Source organism: Herbaspirillum sp. VT-16-41 (assembly GCF_001994935.1).
GTDB lineage: Bacteria > Pseudomonadota > Gammaproteobacteria > Burkholderiales > Burkholderiaceae_D > Herbaspirillum > Herbaspirillum frisingense.
Map to the genome: position 1 here is coordinate 233,999 of NZ_MUXB01000131.1, position 15,627 is coordinate 249,625.

14 protein-coding genes are annotated in these 15,627 nt (G+C 63.1%); 9 read left to right on the forward strand and 5 right to left on the reverse strand.

The features are described 5' to 3' along the window. Positions 1 to 10: 10 nt before the first annotated feature. A complete protein-coding gene (locus BTM36_RS20820; RefSeq protein ID WP_241811996.1) occupies positions 11 to 217 on the forward strand; it encodes a hypothetical protein in 207 nt (68 codons plus the stop codon). Between the two features lie 44 nt (positions 218 to 261). Here the strand turns inward: BTM36_RS20820 and BTM36_RS20825 are convergent, their stop codons facing one another. After that, positions 262 to 3,000, reverse strand: coding sequence for a hybrid sensor histidine kinase/response regulator (locus tag BTM36_RS20825; RefSeq protein WP_254427054.1), 2,739 nt, complete (start codon positions 2,998 to 3,000; stop codon positions 262 to 264). 59 nt (positions 3,001 to 3,059) lie between these two features. Then, positions 3,060 to 3,899 (reverse strand): DNA-binding response regulator, encoded by an 840-nt coding sequence (locus tag BTM36_RS20830; RefSeq protein WP_006463218.1) that lies wholly within the window; start codon positions 3,897 to 3,899, stop codon positions 3,060 to 3,062. Between the two features lie 482 nt (positions 3,900 to 4,381). On the opposite strand from BTM36_RS20830, the gene BTM36_RS20835 reads away from it, so the two are divergent. Continuing rightward, positions 4,382 to 5,065, forward strand: a complete 684-nt coding sequence (locus BTM36_RS20835) for a response regulator transcription factor (RefSeq protein ID WP_077237772.1) — start codon at positions 4,382 to 4,384, stop codon at positions 5,063 to 5,065. Positions 5,066 to 5,114: 49 nt separating this feature from the next. On the opposite strand, the gene BTM36_RS20840 is transcribed toward BTM36_RS20835, so the two are convergent. Continuing rightward, entirely contained in the window at positions 5,115 to 5,429 is a 315-nt protein-coding gene (locus BTM36_RS20840; protein ID WP_077237773.1) for a cupin domain-containing protein, read from the reverse strand. Positions 5,430 to 5,611: 182 nt separating this feature from the next. After that, the gene (locus BTM36_RS20845; protein ID WP_077237774.1) at positions 5,612 to 6,196 is read right to left on the reverse strand and encodes a flavin reductase family protein; all 585 of its coding nucleotides are present in this window, start codon (positions 6,194 to 6,196) and stop codon (positions 5,612 to 5,614) included. Positions 6,197 to 6,714: 518 nt separating this feature from the next. Here BTM36_RS20845 and BTM36_RS20850 point away from each other — a divergent pair. Beyond that, positions 6,715 to 7,314: a LysE family translocator gene (locus BTM36_RS20850; RefSeq protein ID WP_077237775.1), complete on the forward strand. Its 600-nt coding sequence runs from the start codon at positions 6,715 to 6,717 to the stop codon at positions 7,312 to 7,314. Positions 7,315 to 7,434: 120 nt separating this feature from the next. Here the strand turns inward: BTM36_RS20850 and BTM36_RS20855 are convergent, their stop codons facing one another. Further along, a complete protein-coding gene (locus tag BTM36_RS20855; RefSeq protein WP_006463214.1) occupies positions 7,435 to 8,355 on the reverse strand; it encodes a dihydrodipicolinate synthase family protein in 921 nt (306 codons plus the stop codon). A 128-nt stretch (positions 8,356 to 8,483) separates the two neighbouring features. On the opposite strand from BTM36_RS20855, the gene BTM36_RS20860 reads away from it, so the two are divergent. The 6 genes from BTM36_RS20860 (at position 8,484) to BTM36_RS20885 (ending at position 15,576) form a co-directional block, all read left to right on the forward strand. Next, positions 8,484 to 9,431, forward strand: coding sequence for a LysR family transcriptional regulator (locus BTM36_RS20860; RefSeq protein WP_077237776.1), 948 nt, complete (start codon positions 8,484 to 8,486; stop codon positions 9,429 to 9,431). A gap of 430 nt (positions 9,432 to 9,861) precedes the next feature. Next, positions 9,862 to 11,199 (forward strand): MFS transporter, encoded by a 1,338-nt coding sequence (locus BTM36_RS20865; protein WP_006463212.1) that lies wholly within the window; start codon positions 9,862 to 9,864, stop codon positions 11,197 to 11,199. 78 nt (positions 11,200 to 11,277) lie between these two features. Next, on the forward strand, positions 11,278 to 12,108 hold the full coding sequence (locus BTM36_RS20870) for a phosphogluconate dehydrogenase C-terminal domain-containing protein (protein WP_077237777.1): 831 nt from the start codon (positions 11,278 to 11,280) through the stop codon (positions 12,106 to 12,108). Positions 12,109 to 12,118: 10 nt separating this feature from the next. Further along, positions 12,119 to 13,363, forward strand: coding sequence for a ribulose-bisphosphate carboxylase large subunit family protein (locus BTM36_RS20875; protein ID WP_077237778.1), 1,245 nt, complete (start codon positions 12,119 to 12,121; stop codon positions 13,361 to 13,363). Then, a complete protein-coding gene (gene oiaK / locus BTM36_RS20880; protein WP_077237779.1) occupies positions 13,360 to 14,757 on the forward strand; it encodes a 3-oxo-isoapionate kinase OiaK in 1,398 nt (465 codons plus the stop codon). The genes BTM36_RS20875 and oiaK overlap by 4 nt, the downstream gene beginning before the upstream one ends. Before the next feature lie 111 nt (positions 14,758 to 14,868). Beyond that, positions 14,869 to 15,576: a transcriptional regulator NanR gene (locus tag BTM36_RS20885; RefSeq protein WP_077237780.1), complete on the forward strand. Its 708-nt coding sequence runs from the start codon at positions 14,869 to 14,871 to the stop codon at positions 15,574 to 15,576. The last annotated feature ends 51 nt before the right edge of the window (positions 15,577 to 15,627 follow it).

Consider the following 15,627-nt stretch of genomic DNA (forward strand, 5'->3'; position numbering starts at 1 on the left):
GACCATCCACATGCCCCGTCCTGCCTCCCTCCTGCTACTTCTCCTGAGTGCCTCGGTATTGACGCTGGGGGCCTGCAGCCGCTCGCCCAAGGAGCAACTGGCCTATGAACACGCCGAGCTGCAGTATCAGATCAATGTGCGCAATGCCGAACTGGCGCGTAGCGGCGACCGGCCTGCCATGCCGGTGGAGGCCGGCAGCGCGGGTGGCGGCGAATGAGCGGCCCTGCGTAAGCGCATCCGGCGAGGACTCAAGACACATCCTCATTCCCCGGCCCGCACTGCTTCGAGCGCTGTATTGACCAGGGCTTCCACGGCGAACAGGTCACCCTCACGCAGCAATTGACCCACCCTGGACTGGAACCCGGCACACTGTGGATGCTGCTGCAGTAGCGCATCGCACCAGTCCAGCAAATCCGAGACCGCACCACTGTCGATCAATGCGCGTGCCTGCTGCAGGCTTTCCTGCGGCGGCATTGGGCCCTGTCGGGCAGTGTCCCCGGTCGCCTCGCTGGTTGCTGCAACGGCTGCGACGGTGCCGACCGCTGCAACCGTTCCTGCCAGCGCCGCGCCCAGCTGCGGCAGCGGCAGGCCCAGCAGGCGTGCCAGGGTTTCCTGCAATTCCATGAAGTTGACCGGCTTGAGCAGGCAGGCGTCGAATGCCAGGTCATCGGGTCGATCTGTTGGCGGCCGCAGGGTTGCCGACAGCAACAGCACCGGCACGCCCGGCAGATGCTGGCGGGTGGCCCGCAGGACCTCGCCTCCCTTTGCAACGGGCAGCAGGTAGTCGGTCAGCACCAGCGCCGGGGCGGGTTTGTCGGTCTGCATGATGCGTGCGACGGCGCTTTCGCCGTCTGCATACAGTTCCACCTCGAAGGCCAGCATTTCCAGTTGCTCTACCAGCAGGTCGGCGATGTCGGGACTGTCCTCCACCACCAGCAGCCGGCGACCAGTTCCATCGATGAGGGGATGCGTGTTGCTGTCTTCGCGGCAGTCGTCACGGGCAATGTCCTGTTCGTCCGCCAGGGCGACCGGCAACTGCAAGGTCAGGACAGTGCCTTGACCGGGCTGGCTTTGCAGGGCGATCTGCCCGTCCATCTGCTGTATCCATTGACGTACCAGGGCCAGCCCCATGCCGAGGCCGGGTTGCGAGCGGTCGGCCCCGGCCCGTTCGAAAGGCTCGAACACGCTTGCCTGGTAGTGTAAGGGAATGCCGCTCCCTGTATCGCTGACCCGCATTTCCATCACGCCCGTTCCGGAGCGCACGGCCGCCGCCTGCCAGCCGACTTCCAGCCTGATACTGCCCTCGCGGGTGTACTTGGCAGCATTGTCGAGCAGGTTGCCCAGGAGGCGGCGCAGCCGGGGGGCGTCGATCCTGAGCACCGGTGGCAGCGCCGGTGAGACGTCAAGGCTGAAAGCATTGTGCTGCCGTCGGGCCAGGGCCGCGCCTTCCTGGCCGATGGTCTGCAGCAACCCATGCACATACAGGGGCCTGGGTTGCGACAGGTCCATGCGGTCGCCGTGGGCGTAGTCGATGAGGTCATTGATCATGGACAGCATGTGGCGGGCGCTGCGTACGATGATGCGTCCATACCGCCCTTGTTCGCCGCCGGCGGCCTGCAGCATGTCGGCAAAGCCGAGGATGGAGGTCAGCGGGGTGCGCAGATCATGGCTGATGCTGGTGAAGAAGCCATTCTTGGAATGACGGGCATGATCGGCGACCTCCAGGGCCGCGCGCAGTTCACTGGTGCGATGGTTGACCGCCTGCTCCAGCTTGAACTGTTCGCGCATGCGCAGGGAGAGCACCGACCACTGCATCTGCTCGAACTTGTGATGCAGTTGCAGCGCACGCCCGACCACCATCGTAGAGGCCACGCCGAGCAGGCCAAGCTGGAACAGGGTGGAGAACTGCCAGTCCGGCAGGATGCCGTGTTCAATCAGGCCGTTGAGTTCCAGCATCTTCAGCCACATCGCCGACCAGGCCAGGCCAAAGGAGATACCCAGCAGGCGCGCATTGTCCAGCCCGTGGCGCCAGCCATGCAGCATCGATGCGGCCCACATCAGATAGCAGGTGGCGGCGATGGCATTGGCCACTGGAGCTGTGGCGCGGAAGTCGCCTGCTGCGATCCATATGGTCACCACGATGAGCGCCGCGCTCATGACGTCGTAGATCCGCTTCCAGCGCCGTTCCCAGCGCGGCAGCTGATCCAGACTGACCAGCAGATAGCTCATCCTGAGATGCAGCAGGGTGGTCAGGCAGCCCAGCGTGATGGGGACGCGTACCAGCCACATGCCACCCCTGGGGAGCAGGTAGAGGTAGAGATAGCCCTGGAAGCTGAGGATGAAGAGCAGCGCCGAGCAGATCCACACCGCCATCAGCACGGAACCGCGATCGCGCCATTCCACGCCCTGGATCAACGCGTACGTCACCAGCACCAGGGCGATGCCGATGACGAAGGCCTGGAAGGCCAGCTCGCGACCTTCTTCCTCCCGGAACACGGCGGGATCCCACAGCGCCACACCCAGTTCGATCACCGAGCTGCCGGCCACCCGCAGCACCATCGTGCGTTGCTCCCCCGGTGCCAGCGTCAGCGCAAACAGGGCCGTGCGGCCCTGCACCTCGCGTTGCGCAGAGGCGTACTTCGTGCCGGCGACCTGTGGCGGCTGCCAGCGTAGTCCGGCCCCGGGGACGCCCGCCGTGAGCGGTTCCGAGAGATGCAGTTGCACATCCTGCAGGCGCGCCGATCCCATGGCCAGCCAGCGTGTGACCGGGACGGGACTGTCGTTGCGCAGTTGCCCACGCAACCAGAAGGCCCCTTCGCGATAGCCCTCCTGCAGGACAGAGACGTTGATGTTCTCCCACTCCGGACTTTGCATGGCGGAGGACAACTGCTCCGTGGCCCCTTCATCCCGCAGCAATTGCAGATACTGGGTGACGGACTCCCCGTACTGCCACCGGGACAGATCGATGGCCTGTGCCGAGCAGGCCGCTGTGGGCCACACCAACGCAGCCCACAGGACAGGCAACAAGCACCAGCGTGACGCCCACATCATCGCAGTGGCTAGCGGCGGAACTGACTGGGTGGCATGCCGAAGCGATCCCGGAATGCCGTGGAGAAGTTGGCAGTGTTGCTGTAGCCGATTGCCAGCGCAATGGCACCGATGTCCAGCGTACTTTCGGAGAGCAGTCGCCTGGCCTCCTTCATGCGCTCTTCGCGCAGGTAGTCGAAGACCGTCACGCCGCAGCAATGCTTGAAGGCGACGGAGAGGCGACGCGCATTGCTCCCCACAGCGGCGGCCAGGACATGCAGACCCATCGGCTGGTCGAGTTTTTCCAGTATCAATCGGCGCGCCGCCTCGAACAGCACGACGTCGAAAGTGCTGTTGTTGACGGAAGTCCCCACCGTTGCCGGCGAGACGTCTGCGGCGCTGCTGCCGGCCATGTTTGGCAGGGGCGCCAGCTCCTCGTGCACCGGTGAGCGCAGATGTACGCACAGACGCAGTCGCACTTCCTCGAAATCGAATGGTTTGGTCACGTAATCCACCGCACCTGCCCGTAGACCCGAGATCTTTTCTTCACTGGCATCGGCTGCCGAAAGGAAGATCAGCGGGATATTGCGAGTGACCGCATTGGCCTTGAGCAGGCGGCAGCTCGTGAGCCCATCATAGACCGGCATGCGAATGTCCATCAGGATCAGGTCAGGCCGCACAGTCTGCGCCTTGTGGTAGCCGTCCTGCCCGTCCCGTGCGACATACAGTCGCGCCCCGTAGCGCAGCAGGAAACCGGAGAGCAGCATGCGGTCCTCCTCGGCGTCATCGACAAGCAGGATGCGCTGTCCGGCCAACAGGCCGGTGTGTGCGGTATGTGTGGTACGTGTGTTCAGATTGGTTCTGTGGCTCATGTTCACCTCGTGACGAAAGTTCGGAAGTTACGGCGGGAAGTTACCCCGAAATGGAGGCGAAGCGACGCAAAAATGCCGTTTGGGAACATATTTTTCCCGCCATCAAAACAATGGGATCGGCTGGCAAAAATGTGACGATCTCAGTCCGGATTTTTTTCGGTCGGCCGGTGCCGCGGTCACGTTGCAGGGTGCGATGGCGCCTTAGCATATTGCGCCAATAACTTCCATGATCGGCCCGCTAGAATCGTTGGAAAAAGCTCAGTAGAAAATATTTTTCCTTCGTGAACAAACATCCGTGCAGATCGCAAAAGTGGATGCGTGAAATTCCAGGTTTCCTTCGATAAATTCCTTAAACGCCAAATCCGTCGCCTTGATCTGAAGGGGCAAGGGAGCGTTGGCAGATCCGACCCGCTCGGATTTCCTTGGTTTTATTTCCGATCGGGTCGTTCAAGGATGCGTTTGAGTAAGAAGGAGAAGCCGCAATGGCCAATATTTTATTGATCGAAGAAATTCTGACGTCCAGTCAGCGCCAAGGCAGTCACGCCGTGCGCAAGCTGATGGAGCAACAGGGACACAAGGTGCTGAGCGTGATGGCGGATGGCGATAAGCTGCTCATGCCGACGCAGGATTGCGACATCGCCATCGTTGACGTTGGAAAAGCCAGCGGGACCGGCTACACGGTGACCGAACAACTTCGCGCCGCGCATGGTGGCATGGGTATCCTGCTGCTGGCGGGACAGGAAGAGACCGCAGCCCAGCGGGTCGCCGGGCTGCAACGTGGTGCCGACTTCTGCGAAGCCAGGCCGGAGGAAGCAGATCTGCTCAATGCCTATGTCGATGTGCTGCTGCGTCGGGTCGCGCCAGAAGTCTGGCGGCTCGATACCAAGGCACGCACCTTGCGGGCACCCCGACATGATGCGGTGGAGATCAACGTGCGCGAGGTCGCATTGCTGCGCGCGCTGGCCGATAGCGCACGCAATGCCGCGAACCGCTCGACCATCGCACACGCCTTTGGTGCCGACTGGATCGGCTTTGACGAGCGCGTATTGGAAAAGACCGTCAGCCGGCTTCGCCGCAAATGGCGTGAGAGAACCCTGGGCGACTTGCCCCTGCGCACTCTGCATGGCGTGGGTTATTGCTTCACCGAAGCGCTACAGGTGCATTGAGAGGACAGCTGGCCGGGCTTCTGGCGCGGCCGCTGTGACTGCGGTCGGTTCAGTTCTTGCGCGCGACCCAGTAGGTCGCGCCGGCATCGCCGTAACGTTCGCTATGAGGCGTGCCGGGCAGCACCTGGAAGCGGTCGCCCGCGACCAGGCGGCGCTCTGCTGCGCCATCAAGCGTCAGAAACATCTCGCCTTGGACGACCAGGGCGTTGGCTTCGAAGGGGTGGGTGTGGGTTTCGAGGACGGTGCCTCCGTCCCAATGTCGTTCCACGACTTCGTCATAGCCTCGTGCCAGCATGGTGTCGCGAAACTGGTCGAGTGTGATGTCAAGGATGGGGGTGTCAAGGGTGGCGGCTGGCTGGTTCATGGTGGTTTCCGGATGGCTGGCGACGGTTGAAGGAACGGCGTGTCGTCACACTATAGCGCTGCCCGGAAAGCCTTGCTGGGCGTGACCTGGGTGTCAGCCATCCGTCAGAAACCCGTCAGAGATTCGTCAGGATGACGACGGCGACGCCTCATGAAAGACCTCGCCCAGGCCCGCCGCTGCACTCAGTCCAGTGTGGCCTGGCGCTGGTTGCCGGCCACCACGAACTTGCCGGCGCCGAGGTGGTGCAGGGTATGCAGATCGGCATTGGCGTCGGTGAAGGACCAATGACCGTTCTCGAAGATGCGGGCATCGGCCGCCGCAGCGACCACTTCGCCAAAGAAGGTGTCATAGGCCTGCTCGGTATGGCTCTCCTTGATCCAGCGACACTCCAGCCACGCAGCGCAGCCTTGTTCCAGCACCGGCATGCCCAGGACCGGGCCGGTGCCAGCCTCGATATGGTGGCGTTTGAATTTATCGATATCGCGACCGCTTTCGCTGCCCACGGCATAGGTCAGGTCCATCTGCGCGGCACCGGGGACGATGATGCCGAAGCTGCCTGATTGCATGATCAGCTCGCGGGTATGGGTGCTCTTGTCGATCACCACCGCGATGCGCGGCGGCGTGAACTCCACCGGCATGGACCAGGCGGCGGCCATGATGTTGCGCTGCCCGCCATGGGCGGCGGTAATGAGTACCGTGGGGCCGTGGTTGACCAGGCGGCTGGCGTGTTCCAGGGCGACGGGGCGGAAATGACTGGGATGGGACAAGATCAACTCCTTGGTGTGCACTCACTCAACGGAAAGGATGGGAGACAAGTCATCAATGCACTTGGCGAGCACTGTGGTTTTCGGTTTCTTACTTCAGCGATTGGGAAAACGTGGATTGCGATGAAACAAATGACATATGCATCAGCGATTACCTAAAATTGGATACGTTTTTAAGGTGTCATTGGCTTCGCACAAGTCAAAGGTGTACGGAAACTATAGAACACATTTTGTTAATAGACATGGATTGAGTCACCCACAAAAGAGATCGTAACTTTCCGTGTGGCGAGAATTTTAACTTTATAAAGTTAAAATTTAATTTGAGTTCTGACGTCGCCTGCTGTCTGCACTGCATGCTCTACGAAAGCGGATTGGATGCAATTTTTTTTGGCGACTATTTGATTTACAACTGTCAAAAAATGGCCAGCGGAGATTCAGAATCTGCCTCGCAAGCAACTGTGTGAGTGTTTTAGATAGAGAGCCGTCTGCCGGCTCCTTTTCCACTGGTATGGGAGTCGGCAATGCCATTTGATACCTGGATCCTTTTTTGTGTTTCTGCGTTTTTCTCTGCGGCTTCCCCGGGGCCGAGCGTAGTTCATGCCATGAAACTGGCCGGGAATAATGGGTTTAGACGGGCAACCGCTTCAATTATCGGCAATACATTTTCGATCATCATCATATGCGCGGTCGCATCGGCAGGTTTGGCGATGTTGGCTCTTGATGGCCCGTCATTTTTTCTTGTTAAATTATTGGGCGCACTCTATTTGATATATTCCGGTGTAAAGACATTCCTTGCGGCGGATGAGGAATTAATTGGCAAAGATGGTCGCAAAAAAGCCTATATGGCGTGCATGTTGGAGGCCATCCTGATATCCGTTACTAACCCCAAGATATTTGTTTTTATAGCCTCCTTCTTCCCCCAGTTTTTGTCAAAAAAATATGATGCAGCCACTCAGCTTGTGGTGATGACTCTGACATTTTCATTTTTTACTTCGGCAACCTTGATTGCATATTCGTTATTCGCGGCGCTAATGTATAAAAAAAAGCTTGCCCGAATTTTTCTGAACAGGGGATCGGGTATTGCTCTCATACTCTTCGGCGGATTCATGCTCGTGCAGTAGTCATTCAGCTGACCCAAAAAAATCGCCGCCGGTGATGAAAGCCACCGGCGGCGATTCTTTTGGTTGGACGCTCAAGGTATCAGCTATCGTCCTGTCATGCGGTCATGCTCATAGGCTGACTTACTTGCCCCAGTTCAGCACCACCGGGTCCAGGCGACGTGCCACGCGCAGCAGGCCTTCGCGCACCTTGGGGTGCATCGGTGCCTGCGGGTGGCGCAGCATGTCGGACTTGATCACGCCGCCTTCGAGCATCAGCGCCTTGCAGGCGGCCAGGCCGCACTGGCGGTTTTCATAGTTGATCAGCGGCAGCCAGTGCATGTAGAGCTCGGCGGCCTTTTCGGTGTCGCCGGCCATGTAGGCGTCGACGATCTTGCGGATGCCATCCGGGTAGCCGCCACCGGTCATGGCGCCGGTGGCACCGGCGTCGAGGTCGGGGATCAGGGTGATGGCTTCTTCGCCGTCCCACGGGCCGACCACGGCGTCACCGCCCAGTTCGATCAGATCGCGCAGCTTGGAGGCGGCGCCGGCGGTTTCGATCTTGAAATAGGAGACGTTTTCGATCTCCTTGGCCATGCGTGCCAGGAAGGGCGCCGACAGCGGGGTGCCGGCCACCGGTGCGTCCTGGATCATGATGGGGATGTCGATGGCTTCGGAAACGCGTGCATAGAACTCGTAGATCTGCTTTTCGGACACGCGGAAGGTGGCGCCGTGGTAGGGCGGCATCACCATCACCATGGCGGCGCCCGCATCCTGCGCGGCGCGGCTGCGCTCGGCGCAGATCTGGCTGCCGAAGTGGGTGGTGGTGACGATCACCGGCACGCGTCCGGCGACGTGTTCCAGCACGGTGTTCTGCACCTGCACGCGCTCTTCGTCGGAGAGCACGAACTGTTCCGAGAAGTTGGCCAGGATGCACAGGCCGTTGGAGCCGGCATCGATCATGAAGTCGATGGCGCGCTTCTGGCCTTCCAGGTCGAGCTGGCCGTGTTCGTCGAAGATGGTGGGGGCGACCGGGAATACGCCGCGGTAGATGGGGGTGCTCATGGAGTCTCCGTCATGGTTGTCGTGGGCCATCGGTGGATGGCGGCTTGCAATGGCGATCAATATACGTGCGCCCACCGGGGCTGTATAGTGAAGACTTTCCATCATGTGATCGCTTTTTGGAATCACCCATGAAACCCACACCCAGCCTGCAAAGCCTCCAGAGTCTGCTGTCCCGCCTGCGCATGAAGCAGCTGCAGCTGCTGATCGCGCTGGACGAGCACAAATCCCTGCACAAGGCCGCCAGTGCCCTGGCCATGACGCAATCCGCTGCCAGCAAGTCGCTGGCCGAGCTGGAATCGATGCTGGATGCGCAATTGTTCGAACGCACCAAGTCCGGGCTGATCCCCAACCAGTTCGGCCATTGCGTGATCCGCTATGCGCGCCTGATGGCTACCGACCTGGGGTCCTTGTGCGAGGAAATGGCGCAACTGCGCTCCGGGCGCGGTGGTCGGCTGGCCATCGGGGCGGTGATGGGGGCGGTACCGGAGATGGTGGTGCCGGCGGTGGATGCGCTGCAACGGCGCCATCCCGAGCTCAGCATCGAGATCGTGGAAGATACCAGCGTGCAGTTGCTGGGCTTGCTGGACGAGGGGCATCTCGACCTGCTGGTGGCGCGCGCCAGCGTGTCGGACCATCCTGGCAAGTATCACTACCAGGCCCTGTCGGAGGAACCGCTGTCGGTGGTGGTGTCGGCCGAGCACCCGCGCCCGCGTAGTCGGCAGCTGCAACTGGCGGCGCTGGCCGGCTATCGCTGGGTGACCTATCCCAGCCACATGCCGCTGCACGCGGTGCTGGAGCGCGAGATGGATCTGGCCGGGGTGACCATGCCGGGCAATGCCATTTCCACGGCATCGACCTTTGTGACAGTGGCGCTGCTGCAGCAGGGGACGGACATGGTGTCAATCCTGCCCACGGCCGTGGCGGAGATGTTCGTCCGGCGCGGGATGCTGCGCATCCTGCCGGTGAAGCTGCGCTCGATGTCGCAGACCATCGGTATCGTCACCCGCAAAGGGGGGCAGTTGTCGGGGGCGGGGGAGGCGCTGGTGCAGCTGTTGAGGGAGCGTTCGGCGCTCTGACCTCCATCGACCCTGCTCCCCATGGCAGGGGCTCTTCTTCCAGGTGGGGCTCCTCCTGCCTGATCTTTCCCGCTTGCATTATTTCCGGCATGAAGCGCTGGAGGCGCCTTGTCGCCCATGCAGCCGATGCAGCCCATGCAGCCCATGCAGCCTTTCCTACGCTCGCATGCGAGACATTCACCTGATCCATGCAAAAAATTTGAGCATCTTTACAACTGGTGTAATGGTATAGTGATTATACCAGTTGGCGCCGTCCGTCTTTTTCGTCTGCCGTCGCTGCTGGCGATATCAAGAAAACATCAAAGAAACAAAACAAACAAAGGCAGCCAGGCGACCGCAAGGCGCACAGCCCCCGCAGTCCCTGGCGAAACCCGGAGAGGTTGTCGTTGAACAGGCACAGCCTCTCAACCCGACAGGAGACAAGACAAAAATGGAGACCACCCAGAGTGCCGTCGAAAGATCGGCCATCCGCAAGGTCGCGATGAGGCTGGTGCCTTTCGTAGGCCTGATGTTTTTCATCAACTTCCTGGATCGCACGGCGATCTCGTTTGCCGGCCCCAATGGAATGAGCCGTGACCTGGCGCTCACTGCGGCCCAGTTCGGCTTTGCCGCCGGGGTCTTTTTCATCGGCTACGTGCTGCTGGAAATCCCCAGCAACCTGGCCCTGCACAAGTACGGCGCGCGCCGCTGGCTGGCGCGCATCATGGTGACCTGGGGCATCGTGGCGCTGCTCTTTACCTGGGTCAGCAGCGTGGAGGGGTTGTATGTGCTGCGCTTCCTGCTGGGCGTGGCCGAGGCCGGTTTCTTCCCCGGTGCCATCCTCTACCTGAGCCTGTGGGTACCGGCCCGGCATCGCAGCCACATCCTGGCGCTGTTCTACCTCGCCCAGCCGCTGACCATCGTCATCGGCGCGCCGGTGGCGGCCCTGCTGATCGAGGCGCATGGCCTGTTCGGCCTGGAAGGCTGGCGCATCATGTTCGCCGGGGTGGCGCTGCCGGCCATCGTGGTCGGGGTGATCGCCTGGTTCTACCTGGCCGACAAGCCGGGTGAAGCCAAATGGCTCAACGAGGCCGAACGCAAGTGGCTCACCGGCGCATTGCAGGCCGAGCAGAACGGCAAGCGTGTGGAGCATGTGGCCCACGCCGGCGCGGCGCTGAAGAATCCGCGGGTGTGGATGCTCTCGCTGGTCTATTTCGGACTGATCTACGGGCTTTACGCGCTGGCCTTCTTCCTGCCGACCATCATCGGCGGCTTCGAGACCCAGTTCGGCACCAAATTCAATGTCTTCCAGAAGGGCCTGATCACCGCCATTCCCTACCTGCCGGCGGCCATCGCGCTGTTCCTGTGGAGCCGTGACGCCACCCGGCGCGGGGTGCGCAGCTGGCATGTGGGCCTGCCGGCACTGCTGGGCGCCATCAGCATCCCGGCCGCGCTGTACATGCAGAGCCCGGCAGCCACCGTGATGGCCATCACGGTCACGGCCTGCGCCATCTTCTCGGCGCTGCCGACCTTCTGGTCGATCCCGGCGCGCTTCCTCTCCGGTGCGGCGGCCGCTGCCGGCATCGCCCTCATCAATACGGTGGGCAATGCGGCGGGCTTCATGGCGCCCTTCATCACCGGTGCGATCAAGGACGCCACCGGTTCCTACCAGGCACCGATGTTCGTGGTGGGCGCATTGATGGCGGTGTCGGCGCTGGTGATCTTCGCCATCGGCGCAGGATCGCGGGAAGAGGCGGCCGAGTTGCAGGGCCGCGTGATCGCCGAATGAATCCGCCGGTCGGCCGGCAGCCAGTCGGCCTGGCCGACCGGAACTTTGCAGAACTCAAATGACGATAGGAGAAGAAATATGAAGGAAAAGATCGCACTCTTCGGCGCAGGCGGCAAGATGGGCGTGCGCCTGGCGAAGAATCTGAAGAAATCGGATTACCAGGTTTCTCATGTGGAAGTCAGCGAAGTGGGTCAGCAGCGCCTGCGGGACGAGGTCGGCGTGGACTGTGTGAGCATCGACGCGGCGCTGGACAACGTGGATGTGGTCATCCTGGCCGTGCCCGATACCCTGATCGGCAAGATAGCCGCCGAGATCTCGCCCAAGCTGCGCGCCGGCGTGATGGTGATGACGCTGGACGCGGCCGCGCCCTTCGCCGGCCATCTGCCGGACCGGCCGGACCTGGTCTATTTCGTGGCCCACCCTTGCCACCCGCCCATCTTCAACGACGAGACCACGCCGGAAGGCCGTCGCGATTTCTTCGGTGGCGGCGCCGCCAAGCAATCCATCACCAGCGCCCTGATGCAGGGTCCGGAGTCGGCCTTCGACCTGGGCGAGGATGTGGCCAAGGTGATCTACCAGCCCATCCTGCGCAGCTATCGCCTGACGGTGGAACAGATGGCAATCCTCGAGCCGGGCCTGTCCGAGACCGTCTGTGCCACGCTGCTCTATGCGATGAAGCAGGCCATGGACGAGACCGTGCGTCGCGGCGTGCCGGAAGAGGCGGCCCGCGATTTCCTGCTGGGGCATATGAACATCCTGGGCGCGGTGATCTTCAAGGAAATTCCCGGTGCCTTCTCGGATGCCTGCAACAAGGCCATCCAGAACGGCCTGCCGCGCCTGCTGCGCGACGACTGGCTGAAGGTCTTCGAGCATGACGAGATCGCGGAGAGCATCCGCCGCATCACCTGAGGGAGTGGGCATGGAACGCATCTACGCCAGCTACTGGCTGGAAACCGGGGATGACCCGGCGCGCGCGGCCGAGGTCATCGCCGGGGAGCAATCCAGCGGGACCTTCGTGGCCCTGGCCACCGAGACGCCGGAACTGAAGGCGCGCTCCGGCGCCCGTGTCGAAAAGCTGGAGATCCTCGGCCACAGCAACACGCCCAGCCTGCCCGGCGGCATGACGTCGCAGCGCTATACGCAATGCCGGCTGGAGCTGTCCTGGCCGCTGGAGAACACCGGTGCCTCGCTGCCCAACCTGATGTCCACCGTGGCGGGCAACCTGTTCGAGCTGCGCCAGGTTTCGGGTCTGCGCCTGACCGGCCTGCAACTGCCCAAGGCCTTCGTGGACGCCTATCCGGGACCGGCCTTCGGCATCGAAGGCACGCGCCGCCTGACCGGGGTGACGCATGGCCCGCTGATCGGCACCATCATCAAGCCCAGCATCGGCCTGTCGGTGGAGGAGACGGTGCAGCAGGTGCGTGAACTGGTGGCCGGCGGCATCGATTTCATCAAGGACGACGAACTGCAGGCCGATGGCGGCCGTTGTCCCTTCGACGAGCGGGTGCGGGCGGTGATGCGGGTGGTCAACGACCACGCCGATCGCACCGGCAAGAAGGTCATGGTGGCCTTCAACCTCACCGGCGACCTGGACCAGATGCGACGTCGTCATGACCTGGTGCTGGCCGAGGGCGGAAGCTGTGTCATGGCGGTCCTGAATTCCATCGGTCTGGTCGGTCTGCAGGAGCTGCGTCGTCATGCGCAACTGCCGATCCACGCGCATCGCGCCGGCTGGGGCTACCTCACGCGCAGCCCGCAACTGGGCTGGGACTATGCGCCCTGGCAGCAGCTGTGGCGCCTGGCGGGGGCCGATCACATGCACGTCAACGGCTTGGGCAACAAGTTCAGCGAGCCGGATGACAGCGTCATCACGGCGGCGCGTTCGGTCCTGCAGCCGGTGGTGGCCGGCGCCGACATGGTCAGCACGATGCCGGTGTTCAGCTCCGGGCAGACCGGCTTGCAGGCGGCCGATACCTATGCCGCCATCGGCTGCGCCGACCTGATCCACACCGCCGGTGGTGGCATCTTCGGCCATCCGCAGGGCGTGGCGGCAGGCGTGGAAGCGCTGCGTGAGGCGTGGATGGCCGCCATCGAAGGCGTCCCCCTGGCCCAGCATGCGCGCAACAACAAGGCGCTGCAGGCGGCGCTGGGGTTCTGGAAATGAGTCTGCTGCCCGAGAGTGAGCAATTGCCGCAGGGGCTGCTGCTGTCCTATTACGGCGACGACTTCACCGGCTCCACCGATGCCATGGAGGTGATGAGCGCCGCCGGTCTGCCGACCGTGCTGTTCCTGCGTACGCCCGATGCGGCGATGCTGGCGCGCTTTCCCGAGGTGCGCTGCATCGGCATCGCCGGGTCCTCGCGCGGACGTTCCCCGCAATGGATGGAGGAACATTTGCCGCAGGCCTTTACCGCGCTGGCGGCGCTGGGGGCGCCGGTGATGCAGTACAAGGTGTGCTCGACCTTCGATTCCTCGCCCGAGACCGGTTCCATCGGACGCGCCATCGATATCGGCACGCGCCATCTGCGCGGCGACTGGTCGCCCATGGTGGTGGGCGCGCCCCGGCTGAAGCGCTACCAGCTATTCGGCAACCTGTTTGCCGCAGTGGACGGGCAGGGCTACCGGCTGGACCGGCATCCGACCATGTCGCGCCATCCGGTCACGCCCATGGACGAGGCCGACCTGCGCCGGCATCTGCGCGGGCAGACCGCGCGCCGCCTGGAACTGGTGGACATGCTGCAGCTGCGCGACGGGGCCGTGCAGGCGCAGGCGCGCCTTGAGTCATTGCGCGGTGGCGATGCCCCGGTGGTGCTGATCGACGTGCTCGACGACGAGACCCAGCGCCAGGCCGGGCGGCTGGTGTGGGAGGGTAGGGGGGCGGGTGTCTTCAGCGCATCGTCCTCGGGTTTGCAATACGCGCTCACGGCCTACTGGCGTGAACGCGGCTGGATCGCGGCGCAGCCATCCCTGCCCAAGGCCGGCCCGGTGCCGGTGATTGCGGCGGTCAGCGGCAGCTGTTCGCCGGTCACGGCCGGGCAGATCGCCTGGGCGCGCGAGCACGGGTTTGCCTGCCTGCGCATGGATTTGCCGGCCGTGCTGCGGCCCGAGCGGCGTACTGCCGAACTGGGGCGCCTGGTGGCGGCGGCCGATGCGGCCATCGCCGGCGGGCGCAGTCCGTTGGTGTTTTCGGCCGAGGGGCCGGACGATCCTGCCGTCGCCGGTTTCGATGACATTGCCGCCCAAGCCGGGCTGGCGCGGGGCGAGGCGGCGCGCCAGGTCGGCATCGCCCTGGCCGAGACCCTGCGTGCCATCCTCGATGGAGATTCCGGGCAGTCATTGCAGCGCATTGCCATTGCCGGCGGCGACAGCTCGGGCGAGGTCGCCAGTGCCCTGGACATCACGGCCCTGTCGGTCTGCGCCGGTCTGGCCCCGGGCGCGCCGCTGTGCCGGGCATGGTCGGACAATAGCCGCCGCGACGGTCTGGAACTGGTGCTCAAAGGGGGGCAGGTGGGCGCGCGCAGCTTCTTCGGGGATGTGCTGGAGGGGGCTGTAAACTAGGGGCTGCTTCGTGCGCCCCTGGCATGGCGCAATCGCAGGCCGGGCCTGCGATTGCGGTAGATATGGTAGAGTGCGCGTCCAACGAAACCTATACTTTGAGACAGCGCAGCCATGCCGGAACCGATACAGCGACGCAAGTTATACCAGGAAGTGCTGGAGCGCCTGATGGATCGCATTCATCAGGGTGAATTCCCGCCCGGGTCACAATTGCCTTCCGAACGCGACCTGATGGAGCAGTACGGTGTGGGCCGCCCGGCGGTACGCGAGGCGATGCAGGCGATGGAGCGTTCCGGTTTCGTGGAAATCGCCCATGGCGAGCGCGCCCGCGTGGTCGACCCCACGGCCGACCGGCTGATCGCCCAGATCGCGGCTGGTGCGCAGCATCTCCTGCGTACCAAGCCGGACATGTTGAAGCACATGAAGGAAGCCCGCGTCTTCCTGGAAACCAGCACCGCCCGCATGGCCGCCGAGCGCGCCAGCGAGGAGCAGGTAGCGCGGCTGCGCCAGGCCATCGCCGAGCATCGCGCTTCGATGGTCAACCTGGAAGAGTTCATCGAACGCGACATGGCCTTCCATCGCGAGATCGCCGACATCAGCGGCAACCCGATCTTCCCCTCGATCGTCGAGTCGATGTTCCGCTGGGCCAGCGAGTTCTACACCACCCTGGTGCGCGCTCCCGGGGCGGAAGAACTGACGCTGCTGGAACACCAGCGCATCGTCGATGCCATTGCCGCCCACGATGGCGACGCCGCCGCCGAAGCCATGCGTGCGCACCTGATGCGCGCCAATGAGTTGTATCGGGAGTTGGGGCAGCAGTAGGACTGGCTGCACGCGGGGAGCACAGCCGTGGATGCTCTGGATGATTGCAAC